This window comes from Vibrio sp. 10N.261.54.E10 (assembly GCF_002877735.2).
In the GTDB taxonomy this organism is placed as follows: domain Bacteria; phylum Pseudomonadota; class Gammaproteobacteria; order Enterobacterales; family Vibrionaceae; genus Vibrio; species Vibrio crassostreae_C.
The window spans coordinates 1,048,555-1,065,959 of sequence record NZ_MCXE02000001.1 but is presented as its reverse complement, the minus strand read 5'-3'; the positions used below and the strand labels follow the sequence as shown (position 1 = coordinate 1,065,959).

The window sequence follows — 17,405 nt, the reverse complement described above, 5'->3', positions numbered from 1 at the left end:
TCAATGCATTTCTCAATCTAGTCCTGCCTGTTTCTCAGGAATGACGTTTACGAATAACAACAATAAGACCAAAGCTATCAAAAAACTGGTCATCACTCTGGAAGAATAAGGTTTTGTATGGCAACTCCTCGTTTTTTAGTCGGCATTGACTTAGGTACAACCAATACGGTTGTCGCTTACTGTGAAATCAACGACGACCTACAACATGCTCCCGTTTCTCTTTTCGATATTGACCAACTCATCGGCCCCGGTGAAGTGGTTCGCAAGCCCCTACTTCCATCCTTTCGTTACCACCCAGCACAAGGTCAAATCTCCCCTTCTGACCTGACGATGCCGTGGGAACCAAGCCCCGTTGAAGGCGATATTAAGAACGTTATCGTCGGTGAATGGGCTCGTGAATTAGGCGCTAAGGTTGAAGGCCGCCAAGTATCGAGTGCTAAGAGTTGGCTATCACACCAAGCGGTTGATCGTAACTCCGACATTCTGCCTTGGGCTGGCGCAGCTGATGTCGATAAAGTCTCGCCAGTTGTGGCGAGTGCAAGCTACCTCAACCACATTCGCCAAGCATGGAACTACCGTAACCCGAGCAACAAGCTGGAAGACCAAGATGTTGTGGTTACCGTTCCTGCTTCCTTCGATGAGACAGCACGTAAGCTAACACTCGAAGCCGCAGAACTGGCGGGCTTAGGTAAGATTCTATTACTCGAAGAGCCGCAAGCCGTTTGTTATGACTGGTATGCCCGTCACCAACAAACCGCAGCAGATGAACTTCAACAAATCCCACTGATTCTAGTGTGTGATGTTGGAGGTGGTACCACCGATTTAAGCTTAATTGAAGCCAAATTCGATGCGAACAGCGACGGTAATAACGAGCTCGCACTCGACCGTATTGGTGTTGGTGAACACTTGATGCTCGGTGGTGACAACCTCGATTTAGCCCTTGCCCACCTTGCAGAGCAACGCTTCAATCAAAACAAAAAGCTGAATGCCTCTAGCCTAACCAAACTGATTCAACAGACTCGCGCCGCAAAAGAGAGCCTGCTTTCTGCCAATGCGCCCGATGATGTAAAGATCACCATGCTGGGCAGCGGTTCAAAACTGCTTGGCGGTACTAAGAGTATTGGTTTAACTAAACAAGAAGTCCATCAAATCGCATTGGAAGGTTTCTTCCCGCTTTCTGAGTTTACTGAAACACCCGACAAACGCCGCAGTGCTGTGGTTGAGTTTGGTCTGCCTTACGTGGCTGACCCTGCGGTGAGTAAGCACGTTGCAGAATTCCTAGCAACGCACCAACAAGTGTCTAAAGCCGCATTGGAAAACTCAGACTATATTGAGTTCGATGACACCAAACCTGCAATTCCAGTTGGCGTGCTGCTCAATGGTGGTGTGTTTAACAGTGAACTGGTAACAGAGCGAATTACTCAGCTACTGGGCAACTGGAACGGTTCTCCTATCACAGTGCTTGATAACCCTCATCCAGATTGGTCTGTTGCCCTTGGCGCGGTTGCCTTTGGTAAAGCACGCCGCGGTGCACAGCTGAAAATCGGTGGCGGTGCTGCCCGTTCTTACTTCTTGCATCTGCAAGAGAAAAACAAGATGGGTAAAGCGCTTTGTCTGCTTGCCAAAGGAACCGAAGAAGGCCAAGAGATACGCTTGAACAGCCGTCGTTTCTCGCTGACTTTAGGTGAGCCAGTACGATTTAATCTTCTGACTTCAACACACGATCAAATTGCTCATGACACCGCCATTCAAAACGGTGTGATGGTCAATGTGGATGCCGACTTGTTCTCCCCTCTTCCACCTTATATTTCTACGCTGGAAGGGTCTGGTACTGCAGAGCTTCAAGCCAACCAAAAAGAACGCGTCGAAGTACTGCTCGCTTGTCAGTTAACCGAAGTCGGCACATTGAAAATGGAGTGTGTTAGTATAGAAGATGACTCTAAGCGTTGGTTGCTTGAGTTTGAAGTAAGAAACAAGCAAGGCGATGAATCTGATACCTCCGCGCTTCACCCAAGATTGGAAGAGTGTAAGGAGTTGATTTCTCGCCTGTACAGCGGCAACAAGAAGAGTGCTGAATCGAAAGAGATCAAAACACTATCGAAAGATCTTGAGAAGCGACTAGGTAAACGCGATGAATGGGACTTCACGACCCTTCGTCATCTATTTGATACCTTCTCATTAGGTCGTAAACGTCGTCGCCGCTCAGAAGCACACGAGAAGAACTGGCTACGTTTGGCGGGATACTCGCTACGTCCTGGCTTTGGCGATCCGACTGACTCATGGCGTATCGAACAGATTTGGGGCCTTTACCAACAGAACATTCAGTTCAAGAACCACCAAGGCTGGACAGACTGGTGGGTATTCTGGCGTCGTGTGGCCGGTGGACTAAACCAAGAGCAGCAAGAGAGTATCTTGGCGGACATCGCTAAATACCTTCACCCAGGTGCAATGAAGAACCCTAAGACAGCCAAAGATGCGCAAGACAATGGTTATGAAGCCATGGTTCGTTTAGCGGCGTCACTTGAGCAACTTGAGGTTGAAGACAAAGTGCTGCTGGCAAGTTGGTTCTTAAGCAAGGCGATTAACCATAATCAGTTTGAGCAAGCGCACTGGTGGGCGCTAGGTCGATTGGCTTCAAGAACACCTTTGTATGGTAGCCAACACAGCGTGATTCCTAGAGAACAAGCTGAACAATGGTTACCCAAACTGCTTGAGCAGAACTGGCATAAAGAGCAGATGATCGCCTTTGCAGCGGTGATGATTTGTCGAAAAACCGGTGACCGTCAGTTTGATATCTCTGACGACTATCGCAATCAAGTGATTGAGAAGCTTAAGCAAAGCAAGGTACCTGACTCATGGTTAACACTAGTGAGTGAAGTGACTGAGCTTTCTGAGAGTGAATCTAAGCGTGTGTTTGGTGATGCGTTACCAAGCGGATTAAGCCTAATCAATAACTAGGTTTGAAAACGATTAGCTTTCGTTGCTAATGGTAAAGAAGCTAGCAAGAAAAGAAAAAGCCACTTTCGATTCGTTGAAAGTGGCTTTTTTATTGGTGGCTTAAGGCTGGTATGTGTAATCGACTTATAGCTTTTTGGTTAAGAGCCTTAGCCGTGTTGCAGTTCATCATTGTTAATGTTTGGTTCCAGTTGGGTTGATAGGAAAATCCGTATTTTCATAAATGTCAGATAGTTTTTTCGGTTTCTTCTCTTTTGCTCCTTTGTTCGATTGATTATGAGTTTCGCTTAAAAGCCATTCCTCATGCATTTTTGCTGAATCCAAAAACTCTGGATCCTCCATTGCTTCCTTGCGAAGTTTATTTACACGTTCGAGAGTATCCCAAATCATAATACTTCACCTCCACTAAGGCAGTAATATAAAGATAGCTCAACCCCATGAAACTTCAACTAACCCAATGAGATAGCGATCTCAATTTCGTAATTCACTCGCTTTAAATGAGTGGATATGGTCACCTTTAGTTGGGCTCAAATAGTGGGTCTTTCCCCATGATCTTCGAAGATCATTAGGCACAAAAAAAGCGAGCTCGATGCTCGCTTTTTGTTTATCTATCTGTTGCTCGGATTACCAGCACTAGCTCGATTAAATCACACCGAGGTTAAGCACGGTTACCAATTTTCACCTTGCCATTGGTAGCAAACCAAAGGGCTTCTGAACGACGACGACCGATTAAAATCGGGCCATCATCGTAGAACAAAAAGTTCTTCCAATGCTTCTTGAAAATCGCCCATTTGGTTTCAAGAACATTGTACTTTTCATAACAAAAATAAACAGTTACGTCATCTTGCCAATCAATAAAGTTAAGAATCTCTTCTGGCATTTCAGGCTCATCCGCTTCCCAATGCGCCATCCAGCTGATCTCTTCATTCCAGTTCGATGCTTTGCTTGGCCAGTCTTGCGAGCTCAGTCGTTCTGCGTCTGGGCTTTGAGGGCTCACGTTCTCTTTCCAGAACTGAGATGCTCTCGCCTGTGTCATTGGCTTAATCTTTTCCAAGTCCTCTGCCGGCAGCGGCATTGACTGGTGTGTGAAAATCCATTTTCTTTGGTATTCGTCCAAAGTTGTGTATGACATCAAAATTCCTCAAATATCTTCTCAGGCTGATGGATTTACCATGCCTATCTGTTCTTTTTGATGCAGTGACGGTTTCATTTTATCTATGTCGTCACTGCCTCTAAATCTGTATTTACGCTTAATTGGTACTTACGCCTAATGACTATTGATCTCTATACAGCGCGTCTATCTTCCCAGTTTGGGTTAACTAATGCCGTCAGTATATGGTCTTCCCATTTACCGTTAATCTGTAGGTAGTCTTTAGCAAAACCTTCTCGGACAAAACCAAGATGTTCTAATACACCAGCACTGCGTTCGTTGTGAGGCATGTAGCCCGCCATTAAGCGGTGCATGTTCTGCACATCAAACATGTAGTCTTTGGCCATGTTCAAACCTCTGCGCATGTAACCGTGGCCCTGTGCACTTTGCGCCAATGAGTAACCGACATTACAAGCGTAGAACGGGAAACGAGACAAATTACTGAACGATATGGTGCCTAACATTTCATTAGAGTCAGCGTTAATCAGTAAACAGTAATAGCCTAGCCCCATTTTATGAAGCTCGTTTAACTTGATCAGTCGCTGCGCCCAACTCGCTCTATCAAAGAACGCGTCTTCGCGAATCGGTTCCCAAGGTTTCAGATACTCTCTGTTAACCTGAAAGTACTCGCTGATCATGCCAGCATCATCGATTTCAGCCGTGCGTAGAATCAGATTACCATCATGCTTATAAATGCGCTCTGGTGTACTCAAATCTTCCATAATCTTGTTCTTATTCGATCAGTTCTTTCTGATACCGTAATCACGAAGCTTATTCGCAATTGAGGTATGAGATACATTCAAACGTTTTGCTAGCTTACGGCTTGATGGGAAAGACTGATAAAGCTTCTCTAGAATCTGAGATTCATAGTCTTTCATGATCTCGTCAAGCGAGCCGTCTAAGCTCAAGTTCGCCATTCCAGCAGTCATGGTTTCAAGCTGTGGCAGGTGGAATTGCTCAACCGTTAGCGTGTCTGAATCCAACTCTGTCAGTGCGCGTAGAACCATGTTGTCTAACTGACGAATGTTGCCCGGCCATTGGTAATTACCAAGCTGGTCGACTAACTCTTGAGTCAATTTTGGTTTTAACATACCTAACTGCTGCGCGTACTTTGCAACGAACAGTTCCAACAGTGGCGCTACGTCGTTTGAGCGTTCACGCAATGCAGGGATAGACAGAGTCAGTACATTCAAGCGGTAAAACAAATCTTCACGGAACGAGCCCGAGTCGGCTAATTCAGAAAGACGGTGGCGCGTTGATGCAATAATACGAACATCCGCGTGCATCTCTTCTTCTTCACCAACACGACGGAATGAACCATCTTGTAGGAAACGCAGCAGCTTGATTTGAAGATGCGGGCTCATCTCGCCAATTTCATCTAAAAATACCGTACCGCCATTCGCTTGCTCGAAAATGCCTTTATGACCTTGCTCATGGTTGAATGAACCCGGCGCATGACCAAACAATTCCGTTTCCGCTACGTCATCAGGCATCGATGCACAGCTTAGAATCAAGAATGGGAAAGACGATCGATTTGAACGGTTATGACACGCTTTCGCCAGCATCTCTTTACCCGTACCTGTATCGCCTTCAATTAATAGAGGCTGATCCAGCATAGCCAATTTCCTAGCTTGGCTGATCAAGGCTTTATGGCGATTAGAGACACCAACAAAGTGTTCAAAACCCAGGTTGTTCTGTTCTGGGATTGAATCTGGCGAGTTCATCTCTTGATTACAAGAACGAATCGTCATTACTGCGCTTGCCAGTACCGCTTCGTTGACATCACCACCAAGGTAAATCGGCAGGATCTCAATAGAGAAATCTAAGCCATCTAACACGACAACTTCACGATGGCGCGTTACATCGCCTTCGATCCAACGAGCAAAGTTAAAACTAGGAACAAACGTCGCGAGCGGTTCACCGATGACTTCATCTTCTTGTTTGTTGAAGAGGCTCAATGCGGCGTGGTTAGCCATATCGACTGAGCCTTTAAGGTCAATCGCAATCACAGGATCAGGTAGGTTTGCCAGCAGAGCAATCAGCTCTGTGTTATGCCTTTCGCTTGGCATAAATTGGATTTTACGTACATCCTTCACACCTGAAATTCGGCGAATTTCAGCCATAAGTTCACTAAAAGCATCAAAATCAATATCAGGGCAGTTTAGATAAATAATACCTTTAACATCAATTTCGATTCCTCTTAAATCAATGCTTTTTGAGGCCAAGATATCGAGCAACTCACGCGTTAAGCCGAGTCTGTCTTCACACAATACTTCAAGACGCACAAATAGTCCTATTATAGGTGTCAGGATAAGTTGACAGTAGTGTGGATTAAGCTCTGAGTTCAGTCAAGAAGAAGAGTTATCATATATCTATTCAATTTTTAGATATCAACACCTTAGAAAGATCTAAAACCATTCACCACACTTATCAACATTTCCAACCGTAACACCTCGCAACATCCCCTTACTTTATAAATGGTTATTTTATGGAACTAAAGTCAAATCACCCATAGCCTATATTCTTCCGTATAAAAACATCGGCTTAAATATGAAATACTCTAAACTATTCCTCACAATAATCAGTACCTTCTCTGCGTCTAGTTTTGCAATGACTTCTTTCGATACAAGAAGTGTTGGCATGGGCAGCACTGGAGCTGCGTCAGCCTCTTACCTAACATCCAGTTTTCATAATCCTGCTTTAGCGGCTCGTTATAAAGAAGGAGATAACTTTGGGTTAATTCTTCCCGTTCTCGGAGCAAGGGTTCATGATGCAGATGACATGATCGACAAGTTGGATCACTTCCAAGATATTGATGAACGATTGCAATTTGATCCCGGGAATGAAGAACTATTAGAGGAATGGCGCAAAGCTTTAAAACAACTAGATAACGGAAACTTAAACGTAGAAGCTAATCTAGGTACAGTATTCGCTATTCCAAATAAACACCTGAGCACCAACTTCTTCATTAAATCTCAAGTAGCCACCATTGCTAGATTCAATGTGAATGATGATGACTTACAAAATGATAACCCTACAGATTCAGAACTGCTCTCAAGTGGTCAAGCGGTTGGTATAGCAATTGTTGATGTAGGTTTTACTTTTGCTGATACATTTACTTTTCAAGAACACGATTTTATGTTGGGTATTTCACCCAAATACCAACGAATTTATGGTCTGAACTACGTTGAAACACTGGATGATTTAGATGACGACTTTGATATTGAAGAGGATTACGTAGAAAAATCCGCATTCAACATAGATTTTGGTGCTGCTTATGAATGGGGAGATAACACCATTATTGGGTTGTCTGCTAAGAACCTCCTGTCACAAAAGCTAAAAACTAAAACTCACATGGGACAAAAAGCAACGGTACTTGTTGAACCAGAATATGTATTAGGTATTTCCTATGATAAATCGTGGTACAACCTTACAGCGGATATTGATTTAAACGCCGTCAAGCACTTTAAAGAGTACGACTACAAAACTCAGTATGCAAAAGTGGGCGCTGAGCTTGATGCATTCAGTTGGGCTCAACTTCGTTTAGGCTATATGCATAGTTTAACTAACTATGCAGATGACCTAGCCACTGTAGGCTTAGGCTTTAAACCATTCGGTATCTTTGGATTCGATTTAGCGGCACAAGTAGGCAAAGATAATAACTACGGGGCTTCTGCTCAGCTCATCATGCATTTTTAGTCTCTGCCAAAAGAACAATTTAAATAAACCGCACCCATTTTGTGGGTGCGGTATTGTTATTTGAGAGTGATACGCTTTATTTCTGAAAGGACGGCTTTGCGGAGGTCTGCCAGTTTTACTTTTCTCTCGTTATGCCAAGGCATAGGTCGAAGCAATGTCATGGCTTTTAGACCCAGTCTTGCAGTAAGAATACCAACACCTAGCCCCTGCCCTGCTCGAGCTGAGACTTTGCCTGCAAGATCCATCGAGACGAGATCCATACTTGCATCAATCGCGAGCTCACTTGCTCCTGCAGCGGCCATGTTGATTAACACCAGTTTAAATAGCTTAATGCGAGACCAGTAGCCAAGCTCAATGCCATACACATCAGCAAGCTTGTCTATCATGGTGAAATTTCGCCAAGCCACCAACAACATATCAGCCGCCGCCAATGGACTCACCGCGACCAAAGCCGCCGATTCGGTCGAAAACTTAGTGACGATTTGAGTCGCTACTTTGTCTTGTTGACTCACGACTAACGCATCGTACATATCCAACACTTCTGCATCACTGTGTGCAGGGTTAATGCTGTTTCGCCACTTATCGTACGAAGGAGACTCAGCGATAATGCCGCCTTGCTTGGCGATGTTTTCACAGAACGCTTTGCCCTTGCCGACACTTTGACTTTGGAGTAGCTCTTCACTCTGCTCTTGCACACTAAAGTGATCTTTAAGTGAACGCAGTTTCCACAGCTCTTTGCCTATTGCGCCTAAACCCAATGAAGCAATGGCAGCAATAAAGCCTGCCCAACCTAACGCAAGCCAATCAGCAGTTTGAATTGCGGTAATGACCGATTCAATTGCTTGCCATCCAACTAGGCCAGAAAAAGCGACCAATAAACCCGTTCCAAACCACTTCTTCTTTTTGCTCGGTCGAATCACTTGTTCCAATTGCTGCTCAGCTTCACCATCAAGTTCGGCTTCCACTTGCGGTGCGACAGGGACAAATTTCTCTTGCTCTGTGAACAGTTGTTGAGCACCTAAATCCGGGCCAACGTCGGTCTTGTCTTGCTCATCAAAAGAGGTCTTCAACGGTTCATTAAAGACCTGCTTTGTTTTTAATTCACTCATTTTGATTGCCTCAATTACTTCAACTTGTCGCCAATGAGATACTCTAAAACCTTGTCGACTCTTAGATGTTGGCAAGGCTCATCGGAATGTTGCTCCATCGGTCTAAAGCTCGTGAAATCAAACTGGTTGGTTTCCCAATACTGTTTGTTGGGCAACTTACGCGGCACCTCTCCCGGATACATGGTTTGAGGGACATTATCCAAAGTCACACCTTGCAACGCCGGAACATTGTCTGAGCCAGACGAGATATAACCCGCGCTGGTCGCTTGAATAGACGCGATACTCATACAACTCATGTCGATGTGTTCAAACGCCGCCTGCTGCCAAGCCGGATGTACCATCTGTTGTAACAGTGACACCAAGTTCGGATGTTGATCCGGTGTCACGTGGTCAGTCTTGGTGGCTGCAAACAAGATCTTGTCGATCTTCGGCGCAAATAAACGTCTTAAGATATTGCTTCGACCGTACTTAAAGCTCTTAAGTAACTGTTCTAACGCGCCACGCATATCCATGAAAGAGTCATAGCCCGCATTAAGTGGCTGTAAGCAATCCACCAACACGATTTGTCTGTCGAACGTCGCGAAGTGATTCTTGTAGAACGCTTTCACGACCTTCTGTTGATACTCTTCATAACGCGCTTTCAGTACCGCATAGTTACTTGTTTTTGAGAACTTACCCTCAGGTGCGAGACACGGGAAGAATTGCAACACAGGCGCGCCTTCAAGCTCACCCGGTAATACGAATCGACCCGGTTGTACCCAATGCAGTCCGTTACTTTTACAAGTATGAAGGTACTGGGTGTAGCTATCGGCAATCGCGACCAGTTTCTTTTCGTCCGCTTCTGCTAGCAAATCGATATCACCACGCATTACGTTCCACTGTTGCGAGTAAGTTTCTCTGTCGCCTTTCAATGCGGCAAACTGAGATTGGCTCCAGGTATCGAAGTCCATATCCAGTAACGGCAAATCAAGCAACCATTCACCTGGATAATCGACAATATCGAGATAAAGGGTGCTGTTTTTACTCAGTAGCTTTTTCGCGCCCTTCGCAGGCTTATATTTGATTGCTAGACGAATCTCACTGACATCACGCGTTGGCACTGGCCATTCTGGTGGCTGTGCATTCAACGACTCCATCGCTTCATCATAAGAGAAGCGTGGAATCATCATGTTGTGTTGCGGGATACGCTTTGCGCCAATAATTCTTCCATCTCTCGCCGATGCAAGCAGTGGCAAGTTTTTGTGGGTAGACGTATGAAGAAGCTGATTAACCAGCGAAGTAATGAATGCTGTCTTACCCGCACGAGAGAGCCCCGTGACCGCTACTCGAATATGAGAATCCGTTCCTCTGCTTATAAAGTCACTCATTTCTTGAGTTAGGTGTTTCATTAGAACGACTCCGTGATAGTTAGGCTAGCTGGTTATGATAATAGAAAGGCAAGCCTATGTTCTTTCCACGTTGGGATAGTTTGTATGCTTTTGCTTATGTTGATGAGTATGCAATACACATTCTTAATGCTAGATGAATAAAAGCCCCTGACTACATTCATAATCAGGGGCTTTAGAATTTTTGCACGATATCCGACGTCTAATCGTCTTCAATCAACTTGTAGATAACAAACAGTGCAATCTCTGCAATTAGCCAAAGCGCACATGTAATCGTCACGTATTTATTATCAAAGATACTGATCCCTTTCAAGATCAGGTCGTAGCCAACAAAAGCACCAATCACCACTGCCAAGATAATCTGTAGGATCTGAATAAAACGAGGCATTCCTCTCTCCTATGTTCTTATATCAAACTATGTGTTTATCACTATATCATTGATAATAAGACAAAAGTGCAGATAATGCTGCACTTTTGTCTTTAACTTTCTGTCAAAAATTGCAATTCAAACGCTGAAGTTAGCTACAATTACGATTTTTTGGCGTCGATTAATTACGCTTTCTCAGCTTCAGCAATCTTCACTTTCCACGTGTCAGGGCCGATCTGGTGTGCGTTCACGCCGTTAGAGTCAACCGCTACCGTTACAGGCATATCTTCAACTTCAAACTCGTAAATCGCTTCCATACCGAGATCTTCAAACGCAACAACGCGTGCTTTTTTAATTGCTTTTGCGACTAAATAAGCTGCACCACCAACCGCCATTAGGTAAACCGCTTTGTGCTCTTTGATTGATTCAACCGTTGCAGGGCCACGTTCCGCTTTACCGATCATGCCCATAATGCCAGTTTCGTTCAGCATCATGTCAGTGAACTTATCCATACGTGTTGAAGTTGTTGGGCCCGCAGGACCTACCGCTTCATCACCTACAGCATCAACAGGACCCACGTAGTAAATGAACTTACCTTTGAAATCAACGCCAGCTGGTAAGCCTTCGCCGCTTTCTAGCATGCCTTGAATACGTTTATGAGCAGCATCACGACCGGTTAAGATCTTACCTGACAGAAGAACCGTTTCGCCGGTCTTCCACTCTTGTACGTCTTCTTTAGTCACTTCATCAAGGTTAACACGACGTGTATTTGCGCCCGCTTCCCAAGTGATGTCTGGCCACTCTTCTAACTTAGGTGGCGTTAGCTCTGCTGGGCCGCTGCCATCTAGTGTGAAGTGAACGTGACGCGTTGCTGCACAGTTCGGGATCAAACATACAGGCTTAGAAGCAGCATGAGTTGGTGCTGTTTTGATTTTTACATCAACCACAGTAGTGAGACCGCCAAGACCTTGTGCACCAATGCCAAGCTTGTTTACACGGTTGAAGATGTCTAAACGAAGCTCTTCTTCTGCGTTCTCAGGACCTTTCTCGATAAGCTCTTGGATATCGATGTGTTCCATCAAAGATTCTTTCGCTAGCACAGCTGCTTTCTCAGCCGTACCGCCGATGCCTATACCTAGCATACCCGGTGGACACCAGCCTGCACCCATTGTTGGCAGCGTCTTCTCTACCCATTCTGCAATATCATCAGAAGGGTTCAGCATAACCATCTTGGTTTTGTTCTCAGAACCGCCGCCCTTAGCCGCGATTTGAATTTCAACTTTGTTGCCTGGAACCATATTAATGTGGACAACCGCTGGTGTGTTGTCTTTGGTATTAATACGCTTACCTGCAGGGTCCATTAGGACAGATGCACGCAATGGGTTATCTGGGTTGTTGTAAGCTTGACGAACGCCTTCATCAACCATCTGTTGTACTGTTTGATCCGTTTCCCACCTAACATCCATACCGATGTTCACGAAACAAGTAACAATACCCGTATCCTGACAAATTGGACGATGGCCTTCCGCAGACATGCGCGAGTTGATAAGAATCTGAGCGATCGCATCTTTAGCTGCTTGGCTCTCTTCTTTCTCGTACGCTTTTTCTAGGGCTTGGACAAAGTCTAAAGGGTGATAATAAGAAATGTACTGAAGTGCGTCAGCGACACTGCTGATCACATCTTGCTTACGAATAACCGTCATTGCATGCCTCTTTATTGTTCTGGTTCCATGTGGGTTCACAGTTTGACTATATGTGCCAAATCGAATTAGGTGGTTTAGCTTTTTATTGTGTTGAGCTGTATTTAGTTGCTTTAGCAATCGCTTGCATAGCTTTAAACTAAACCACTTGGATTACTCCGTTCTAATCAAGAACCCATTTTATTTTCAATTTATGATACTCTTGCTTCCTCTCACACGCCATGCAGTGATCGAACTCTTTGTCACAAATTAAACAAATGAATAACAACGAATTTCGCTCTATCCAAATCAAGCCGCTTGAATATCAATCAACTTTAGCTAAACAGCTGTTTTCCCATATTGAAAACCTGCCGTGGGCAATGCTATTACGCTCCGCTTCAGAAAGCCACGTTGATAGTCGATACGATATTTTAGTTGCTCAACCCATCGCCACCTTCGAGACAATCGGTGCAGAAACGACCGTTAATGTTAATGAGACGTGCGAGGTTTCAGACTCTGATCCTTTCGAACTACTCGACCAATATCAGCAACAATTATTGCCTGCGACTAAAGAGCACACTCAGTTGCCATTCGTTGGCGGCGCTTTAGGCTATTTTAGCTATGATTTAGGGCGCAGAGTCGAGACACTTCCATCACTCGCAAAGCGTGATATTGAAGCACCTGACATGGCAGTTGGCTTGTATGAATGGGCTGTTATCGTTGACCACCAATTGAAAACGGCGTGTATTGTCGGTAGCAATATCGATGAACATCATGATTGGCTAATGCAGCAGATGGCTCAATCACACCTATCACATGCGCCCTTTGGGTTAACCACACCGTGGCAATCCAATATGAGCGAAGAGAGCTACGCCACTAAGTTCGATAGTGTTCAAGAGTACCTGTTATCCGGGGACTGCTATCAGATTAACTTAGCTCAGCGCTTCAATGCCCAATACCAAGGTAGTGAATGGCTGGCTTATGACAAGTTAGAACAGTACAACTCAGCGCCCTTTTCGGGTTTTATCCGTTTGGCCGACTGCGCAATCATCAGTGTTTCGCCAGAGCGTTTCTTAGAACTCAAAGACAACGTCATTGAAACCAAGCCAATCAAAGGCACACGACCTCGTTCTGAGGACCCGATGATTGATAATGCCAACGCGCAAGACCTAGCAAGCGCCGATAAAGATGAGGCGGAAAACTTGATGATCGTCGACCTACTTCGTAATGACATTGGCCGAGTAGCAAAACCGGGCACAGTGCATGTACCAAAGCTCTTCGATATTGAAAGCTTCCCTGCCGTGCACCACTTAGTGAGCACGATACGAGCGGACCTTGATGACCAATACTCTGCAACTGACCTTCTGAGAGCCTGTTTCCCTGGAGGATCGATTACTGGCGCACCAAAAGTTCGCGCGATGCAGATCATTGAAGAGTTAGAACCGCATCGACGTTCAGCGTACTGCGGCAGTATTGGCTACATCAGCCGAAATGGCAGAATGGATACCAGTATTACCATTCGTACATTAGTCGCCGAGAACAACACGCTTTATGCTTGGGCTGGCGGTGGTGTGGTATTTGATAGTGATTGTGCTTCTGAATACCAAGAAACACTGGATAAGCTGAGTCGAATTCTACCGGTACTTGAAGATTGCTAAACCTAGTGTCATTAACTGCGAGTTCCGCGACTTAATGACGAGTTCCGTAGCTTAACGGCTAGCAAAAGTTCGATATAAAAAGAAACCGAAGGATCGTAAGATCACTTCGGTTTTTTAGTCTGTAAGTTAGAGTACATAACTCACAACGCCTTATTCGCGTGTTTAAGCGACCTTCACCGCTGAGACACCCCACTTCTTGAGCATCTCTTTCAGATCGTTGGCGGTGTAAGGCTTACTCAAAATGTCATCCATTCCACACTGAATACAACGTTCGCGTTCTTCCAATGTCGTTCCGGCGGTCAGTGCCACAATAGATTTAACGTAACCCTTCTCTCTTAGCTTCTCTGTTGCTTCAAACCCGTCCATAACAGGCATTCTGCAATCCATGAATACAATGTCGTATTCGTTGTCTGACGCGAGCTCAAACCCTTCGACACCATTACTTGCAATAGCTGGTTCAATCTCATGTTTACGGAGCATCTGTTGGATGATGATCTGGTTCATCTTAATATCATCAACCACCAGCACTTTAAGTAGTGACAATTCCGCCTCATACTCAAAGCCCTTGGCGACACTATCACTCTCTGCCGGAACATCGACAACTTGAAGAGGAATCGAGATGGTAAACGTCGTGCCTGAACCAACGACACTGGTCACCCCAATATCACCATTCATCAGAGCCACCAGTTTGCGACAAATCGCTAACCCAAGTCCTGTACCCTCATAGTTCCGACTACTTGAGTTATCTGCCTGCGTAAAAGGTTCAAACAGCGTCTTATGCGCCGATTCAGCGATTCCGACTCCGGTATCTTCTACAGAGAAAACAAATTGGTTTTTGTCCCACTCAATATCAACATTCACATGCCCTTCTTCTGTAAATTTAATCGCATTACCTATTAAGTTCACAAACAGTTGTGTGATGCGCTCTAAATCGCCTTGGAAATGGGAGGGAACGTTTGACGTAACACTGATATTGAATTCGAGCTGCTTCTCAATTGCTCGATTGACGAAGATGCTTTCAATCGTGTTTCTCAAATCACGTAGGGCAAATTTCTTTGGAATAAGCTCTAACATCCCTGCGTTAATTTTGCTGTAATCCAATAGATCATTAATGATGGTTCGGAGAAACTCTCCAGATTGGCTCAGGTTGTTCACTATCTCACGCTGAGAGCTATTCAGTTCGGTATCACTGATCAACTCGGCACTGCCTAGTAAGCCATTAAGTGGAGTTCTTAACTCATGATTAATCATGGCCACAAAGTCACGCGTTGCCCTTTCGGACTCTTCCGCTCGTTTACGTGATTCAATATTTCGGTTGATTGCTAGTTGATGGGTTAAGGCACTGCAGATAAGGTCCGTGACCAACAACAGTTGGCTTTGGATAAACTCGTAGTCTTGGTCTAACAACCTGACTCTGACGATTAACGCACCAACTATGACTTTTTCAACCTCTAAGGGCACGGTCAGTAGGTTGTCTTGCCAATGAGGTTCTTGAATGTCTTGCTCTAACACCTCGACAGTCTCATCGCCATAATCATAGGTCTGTAACTGAGGGATGAGCTTGGGAGGTAGAATCAAACGACTGGCTTCGATTAAGTAACTGTTAGTCACGTTGGTCGTTAGTTCAGATAGCATGACATCATCGAGATCATTTCTTAGAAACGCGCGCCCAAAATCAATCAACAGGTTGTCGATTTGTTCTTGGAATTCAATGCGGCGTATATTCGCGTTGGAGCGCTTTTCTAACTGACGCAAAGCAAGCTCAAGCTGTTGGTTAGCCTCGAACAGTTCGAGGCTCTTCTGTTCCAACAATCCTTCAGCCGCTTTCCTTGCCGCGATTTGACGCTTAAGCTTCTTCTCTAGGGCAGATGCCAGATCCATATTACTTTTCTACTTTGAGATTAAACCTAACCACGCTTTGGTCATCATTTTGTGGCGTCATCTCCACCGCGATAGATTCACCGTGGTATTCAGCACATCCTTCAATAAGCCCTAAGCAAACATGAGACATACACCTTGCGCTTTTGTAGTCAAAAACAAGTTGTGCTTCGTTCGTGGTGATAAAACTGAATTCAGGTGGCTCAGCATCTGGATAGAGCTTCTTCACTTCAACATGAATGTAACGCTCTACGTGCTGAATAAATTGAAAGGTGGTATTGCTGTGAGCAAGGCTCGCTTTATTCGGTAATGAGGCCAGTAAGTTCTTAAATACAGACTGCCCAAACACGCGTTGCAAGCTTGCCGCATCAATATCGGTTTTCTTACTCAAGTTGATAATCAACCTGACAAGGTCTTTGTGGTCGTAACTGCCGACCGACGTATAGATCCCTTCATCTTCTGACATTTCTAGAACTTCTTCCAAAAGCTCTAGCCCAAACTTGTCTTCAACAAGCTCTAAAAATTCGGTGAATATGATTCCTTTCATCTCATACCTTTTTTTCTATTTCTTTTTAGAATGGTCCACTAAGTTATTGTTATCAAATTCTTAAACAAAAAATCTACGTTTCGTCACCCAATTTTATGACATGGGTAACGCTTACTCGCCTGTATGCACATATTGAATATAGCAAAAATCGTCATTTTGAGGAGATTCATCGGTAAACAGCCTCTCATGACGCCCAATTGATAACTAAAAGAGGGAAAGTGAATGAAGAAAAACTCAATATTGGTAATCAACCCACGGTTATGTCTATAATTAAAATCATAATAATCAATATATTGGCTTGATATGAATAAAGAAAACTTCCTTCAGCAATTCCAACTTAACCCTACCGTTGGCTATCACCCAGAGTCAGTAGAGCGTGTTTCGCACATCAGTGGCGAGCAATTACGTAAAGCGGCAGTGGTGGTAGGTTTAGTTGAAAGAGAAGATGGTTTACATGTCATTTTTACTAAAAGAGCGGCTCATTTAAAGCATCACCCCGGCCAAGTCAGCTTTCCTGGTGGTAAACACGAACTTTCTGACCCTTCTATGCAATTCACTGCACTCAGAGAGCTCCATGAGGAGGTGGGAATTCGATCGGATCAAGTTAAAATTGTTGGGCAATTACCTGCATTGAGTACTATTAGTAAATTTTCTGTGACGCCGATTGTTGCCATGGTCGATCCTGACTATAAAGCCATCATCGATGAGAACGAAGTTGCCTCAATTTTTGAGGTGCCCGCTACCTATGTTTTAGACCAAGCCAAGTTACACAGCCACACTGTTAACTTTAAACAAATCAAGCATCGAGTTTTTGCTATGCCCTTCCAAGAGCACCTAATTTGGGGCGTTACGGCGCAAATCATCCATTCACTGCAGCAACATGTAGTGCAACAAATTACATAGCAACTACGTTTTGTTTAATCTCTGTTAACAAAATCCAGACTTTCTATGGAACAGATTTATTAATGCAATTTTACG

General features: G+C 44.5%; 14 protein-coding genes. 4 read left to right on the top strand and 10 right to left on the bottom strand.

From position 1 onward, the window contains the following. The first annotated feature begins 117 nt into the window (after positions 1 to 117). Complete coding sequence (locus BCU07_RS04685) at positions 118 to 2,958, top strand: Hsp70 family protein (RefSeq protein WP_102428584.1); 2,841 nt, start codon at positions 118 to 120, stop codon at positions 2,956 to 2,958. Positions 2,959 to 3,129: 171 nt separating this feature from the next. Here the strand turns inward: BCU07_RS04685 and BCU07_RS04680 are convergent, their stop codons facing one another. The 4 genes from BCU07_RS04680 to tyrR all read right to left on the bottom strand — a co-directional run bounded on the left by BCU07_RS04680 (position 3,130) and on the right by tyrR (position 6,390). Then, the gene (locus tag BCU07_RS04680) at positions 3,130 to 3,345 is read right to left on the bottom strand and encodes a hypothetical protein (RefSeq protein ID WP_012604204.1); all 216 of its coding nucleotides are present in this window, start codon (positions 3,343 to 3,345) and stop codon (positions 3,130 to 3,132) included. 268 nt (positions 3,346 to 3,613) lie between these two features. Beyond that, on the bottom strand, positions 3,614 to 4,087 hold the full coding sequence (locus BCU07_RS04675; protein ID WP_017060433.1) for a DUF2947 domain-containing protein: 474 nt from the start codon (positions 4,085 to 4,087) through the stop codon (positions 3,614 to 3,616). 152 nt (positions 4,088 to 4,239) lie between these two features. After that, positions 4,240 to 4,827, bottom strand: a complete 588-nt coding sequence (rimJ, locus tag BCU07_RS04670) for a ribosomal protein S5-alanine N-acetyltransferase (RefSeq protein WP_065584184.1) — start codon at positions 4,825 to 4,827, stop codon at positions 4,240 to 4,242. Between the two features lie 18 nt (positions 4,828 to 4,845). Further along, positions 4,846 to 6,390, bottom strand: coding sequence for a transcriptional regulator TyrR (tyrR, locus tag BCU07_RS04665; protein WP_102428583.1), 1,545 nt, complete (start codon positions 6,388 to 6,390; stop codon positions 4,846 to 4,848). A gap of 265 nt (positions 6,391 to 6,655) precedes the next feature. On the opposite strand from tyrR, the gene traF reads away from it, so the two are divergent. Further along, positions 6,656 to 7,804 (top strand): conjugal transfer protein TraF, encoded by a 1,149-nt coding sequence (traF, locus tag BCU07_RS04660; RefSeq protein WP_102428582.1) that lies wholly within the window; start codon positions 6,656 to 6,658, stop codon positions 7,802 to 7,804. 56 nt (positions 7,805 to 7,860) lie between these two features. On the opposite strand, the gene BCU07_RS04655 is transcribed toward traF, so the two are convergent. The 4 genes from BCU07_RS04655 to BCU07_RS04640 form a co-directional block, all read right to left on the bottom strand. Continuing rightward, positions 7,861 to 8,913, bottom strand: coding sequence for a YcjF family protein (locus BCU07_RS04655; RefSeq protein ID WP_017068778.1), 1,053 nt, complete (start codon positions 8,911 to 8,913; stop codon positions 7,861 to 7,863). A 14-nt stretch (positions 8,914 to 8,927) separates the two neighbouring features. Beyond that, positions 8,928 to 10,301, bottom strand: a complete 1,374-nt coding sequence (locus tag BCU07_RS04650) for a YcjX family protein (protein ID WP_102428581.1) — start codon at positions 10,299 to 10,301, stop codon at positions 8,928 to 8,930. A 199-nt stretch (positions 10,302 to 10,500) separates the two neighbouring features. Continuing rightward, positions 10,501 to 10,686, bottom strand: a complete 186-nt coding sequence (locus BCU07_RS04645) for a hypothetical protein (protein WP_004734731.1) — start codon at positions 10,684 to 10,686, stop codon at positions 10,501 to 10,503. 164 nt (positions 10,687 to 10,850) lie between these two features. Beyond that, on the bottom strand, positions 10,851 to 12,368 hold the full coding sequence (locus tag BCU07_RS04640) for a fumarate hydratase (RefSeq protein WP_017068776.1): 1,518 nt from the start codon (positions 12,366 to 12,368) through the stop codon (positions 10,851 to 10,853). Positions 12,369 to 12,622: 254 nt separating this feature from the next. Between BCU07_RS04640 and pabB the strand changes: the two genes are divergently transcribed. Next, entirely contained in the window at positions 12,623 to 14,002 is a 1,380-nt protein-coding gene (gene pabB, locus BCU07_RS04635; protein ID WP_102428580.1) for an aminodeoxychorismate synthase component I, read from the top strand. 162 nt (positions 14,003 to 14,164) lie between these two features. Here pabB and BCU07_RS04630 read toward each other — a convergent pair whose 3' ends face one another. Together BCU07_RS04630 and BCU07_RS04625 are read right to left on the bottom strand one after the other, a co-directional pair. After that, positions 14,165 to 15,883, bottom strand: a complete 1,719-nt coding sequence (locus BCU07_RS04630) for an ATP-binding protein (RefSeq protein WP_102428579.1) — start codon at positions 15,881 to 15,883, stop codon at positions 14,165 to 14,167. A 1-nt stretch (position 15,884) separates the two neighbouring features. Further along, a complete protein-coding gene (locus tag BCU07_RS04625) occupies positions 15,885 to 16,427 on the bottom strand; it encodes a heme NO-binding domain-containing protein (protein ID WP_065584176.1) in 543 nt (180 codons plus the stop codon). 303 nt (positions 16,428 to 16,730) lie between these two features. Here BCU07_RS04625 and BCU07_RS04620 point away from each other — a divergent pair, with 303 nt between their 5' ends. Next, positions 16,731 to 17,330 carry a CoA pyrophosphatase gene (locus BCU07_RS04620; protein ID WP_102333204.1) on the top strand — a complete coding sequence of 200 codons (600 nt, stop codon included), beginning with the start codon at positions 16,731 to 16,733 and terminating at the stop codon, positions 17,328 to 17,330. Positions 17,331 to 17,405: the final 75 nt, after the last annotated feature.

What these genes read in the sequence shown, in the direction of transcription:
- rimJ (WP_065584184.1), bottom strand. Translation starts at nt 4,827, where the DNA reads ATGGAAGATTTGAGTACACCAGAGCGCATTTATAAGCATGATGGTAAT.
- BCU07_RS04630 (WP_102428579.1), bottom strand. Translation starts at nt 15,883, where the DNA reads ATGGATCTGGCATCTGCCCTAGAGAAGAAGCTTAAGCGTCAAATCGCG.
- BCU07_RS04640 (WP_017068776.1), bottom strand. Translation starts at nt 12,368, where the DNA reads ATGACGGTTATTCGTAAGCAAGATGTGATCAGCAGTGTCGCTGACGCA.
- traF (WP_102428582.1), top strand. Translation starts at nt 6,656, where the DNA reads ATGAAATACTCTAAACTATTCCTCACAATAATCAGTACCTTCTCTGCG.
- BCU07_RS04675 (WP_017060433.1), bottom strand. Translation starts at nt 4,087, where the DNA reads ATGTCATACACAACTTTGGACGAATACCAAAGAAAATGGATTTTCACA.
- BCU07_RS04650 (WP_102428581.1), bottom strand. Translation starts at nt 10,301, where the DNA reads ATGAAACACCTAACTCAAGAAATGAGTGACTTTATAAGCAGAGGAACG.
- BCU07_RS04685 (WP_102428584.1), top strand. Translation starts at nt 118, where the DNA reads ATGGCAACTCCTCGTTTTTTAGTCGGCATTGACTTAGGTACAACCAAT.
- pabB (WP_102428580.1), top strand. Translation starts at nt 12,623, where the DNA reads ATGAATAACAACGAATTTCGCTCTATCCAAATCAAGCCGCTTGAATAT.
- BCU07_RS04645 (WP_004734731.1), bottom strand. Translation starts at nt 10,686, where the DNA reads ATGCCTCGTTTTATTCAGATCCTACAGATTATCTTGGCAGTGGTGATT.
- BCU07_RS04655 (WP_017068778.1), bottom strand. Translation starts at nt 8,913, where the DNA reads ATGAGTGAATTAAAAACAAAGCAGGTCTTTAATGAACCGTTGAAGACC.
- BCU07_RS04620 (WP_102333204.1), top strand. Translation starts at nt 16,731, where the DNA reads ATGAATAAAGAAAACTTCCTTCAGCAATTCCAACTTAACCCTACCGTT.
- BCU07_RS04625 (WP_065584176.1), bottom strand. Translation starts at nt 16,427, where the DNA reads ATGAAAGGAATCATATTCACCGAATTTTTAGAGCTTGTTGAAGACAAG.
- BCU07_RS04680 (WP_012604204.1), bottom strand. Translation starts at nt 3,345, where the DNA reads ATGATTTGGGATACTCTCGAACGTGTAAATAAACTTCGCAAGGAAGCA.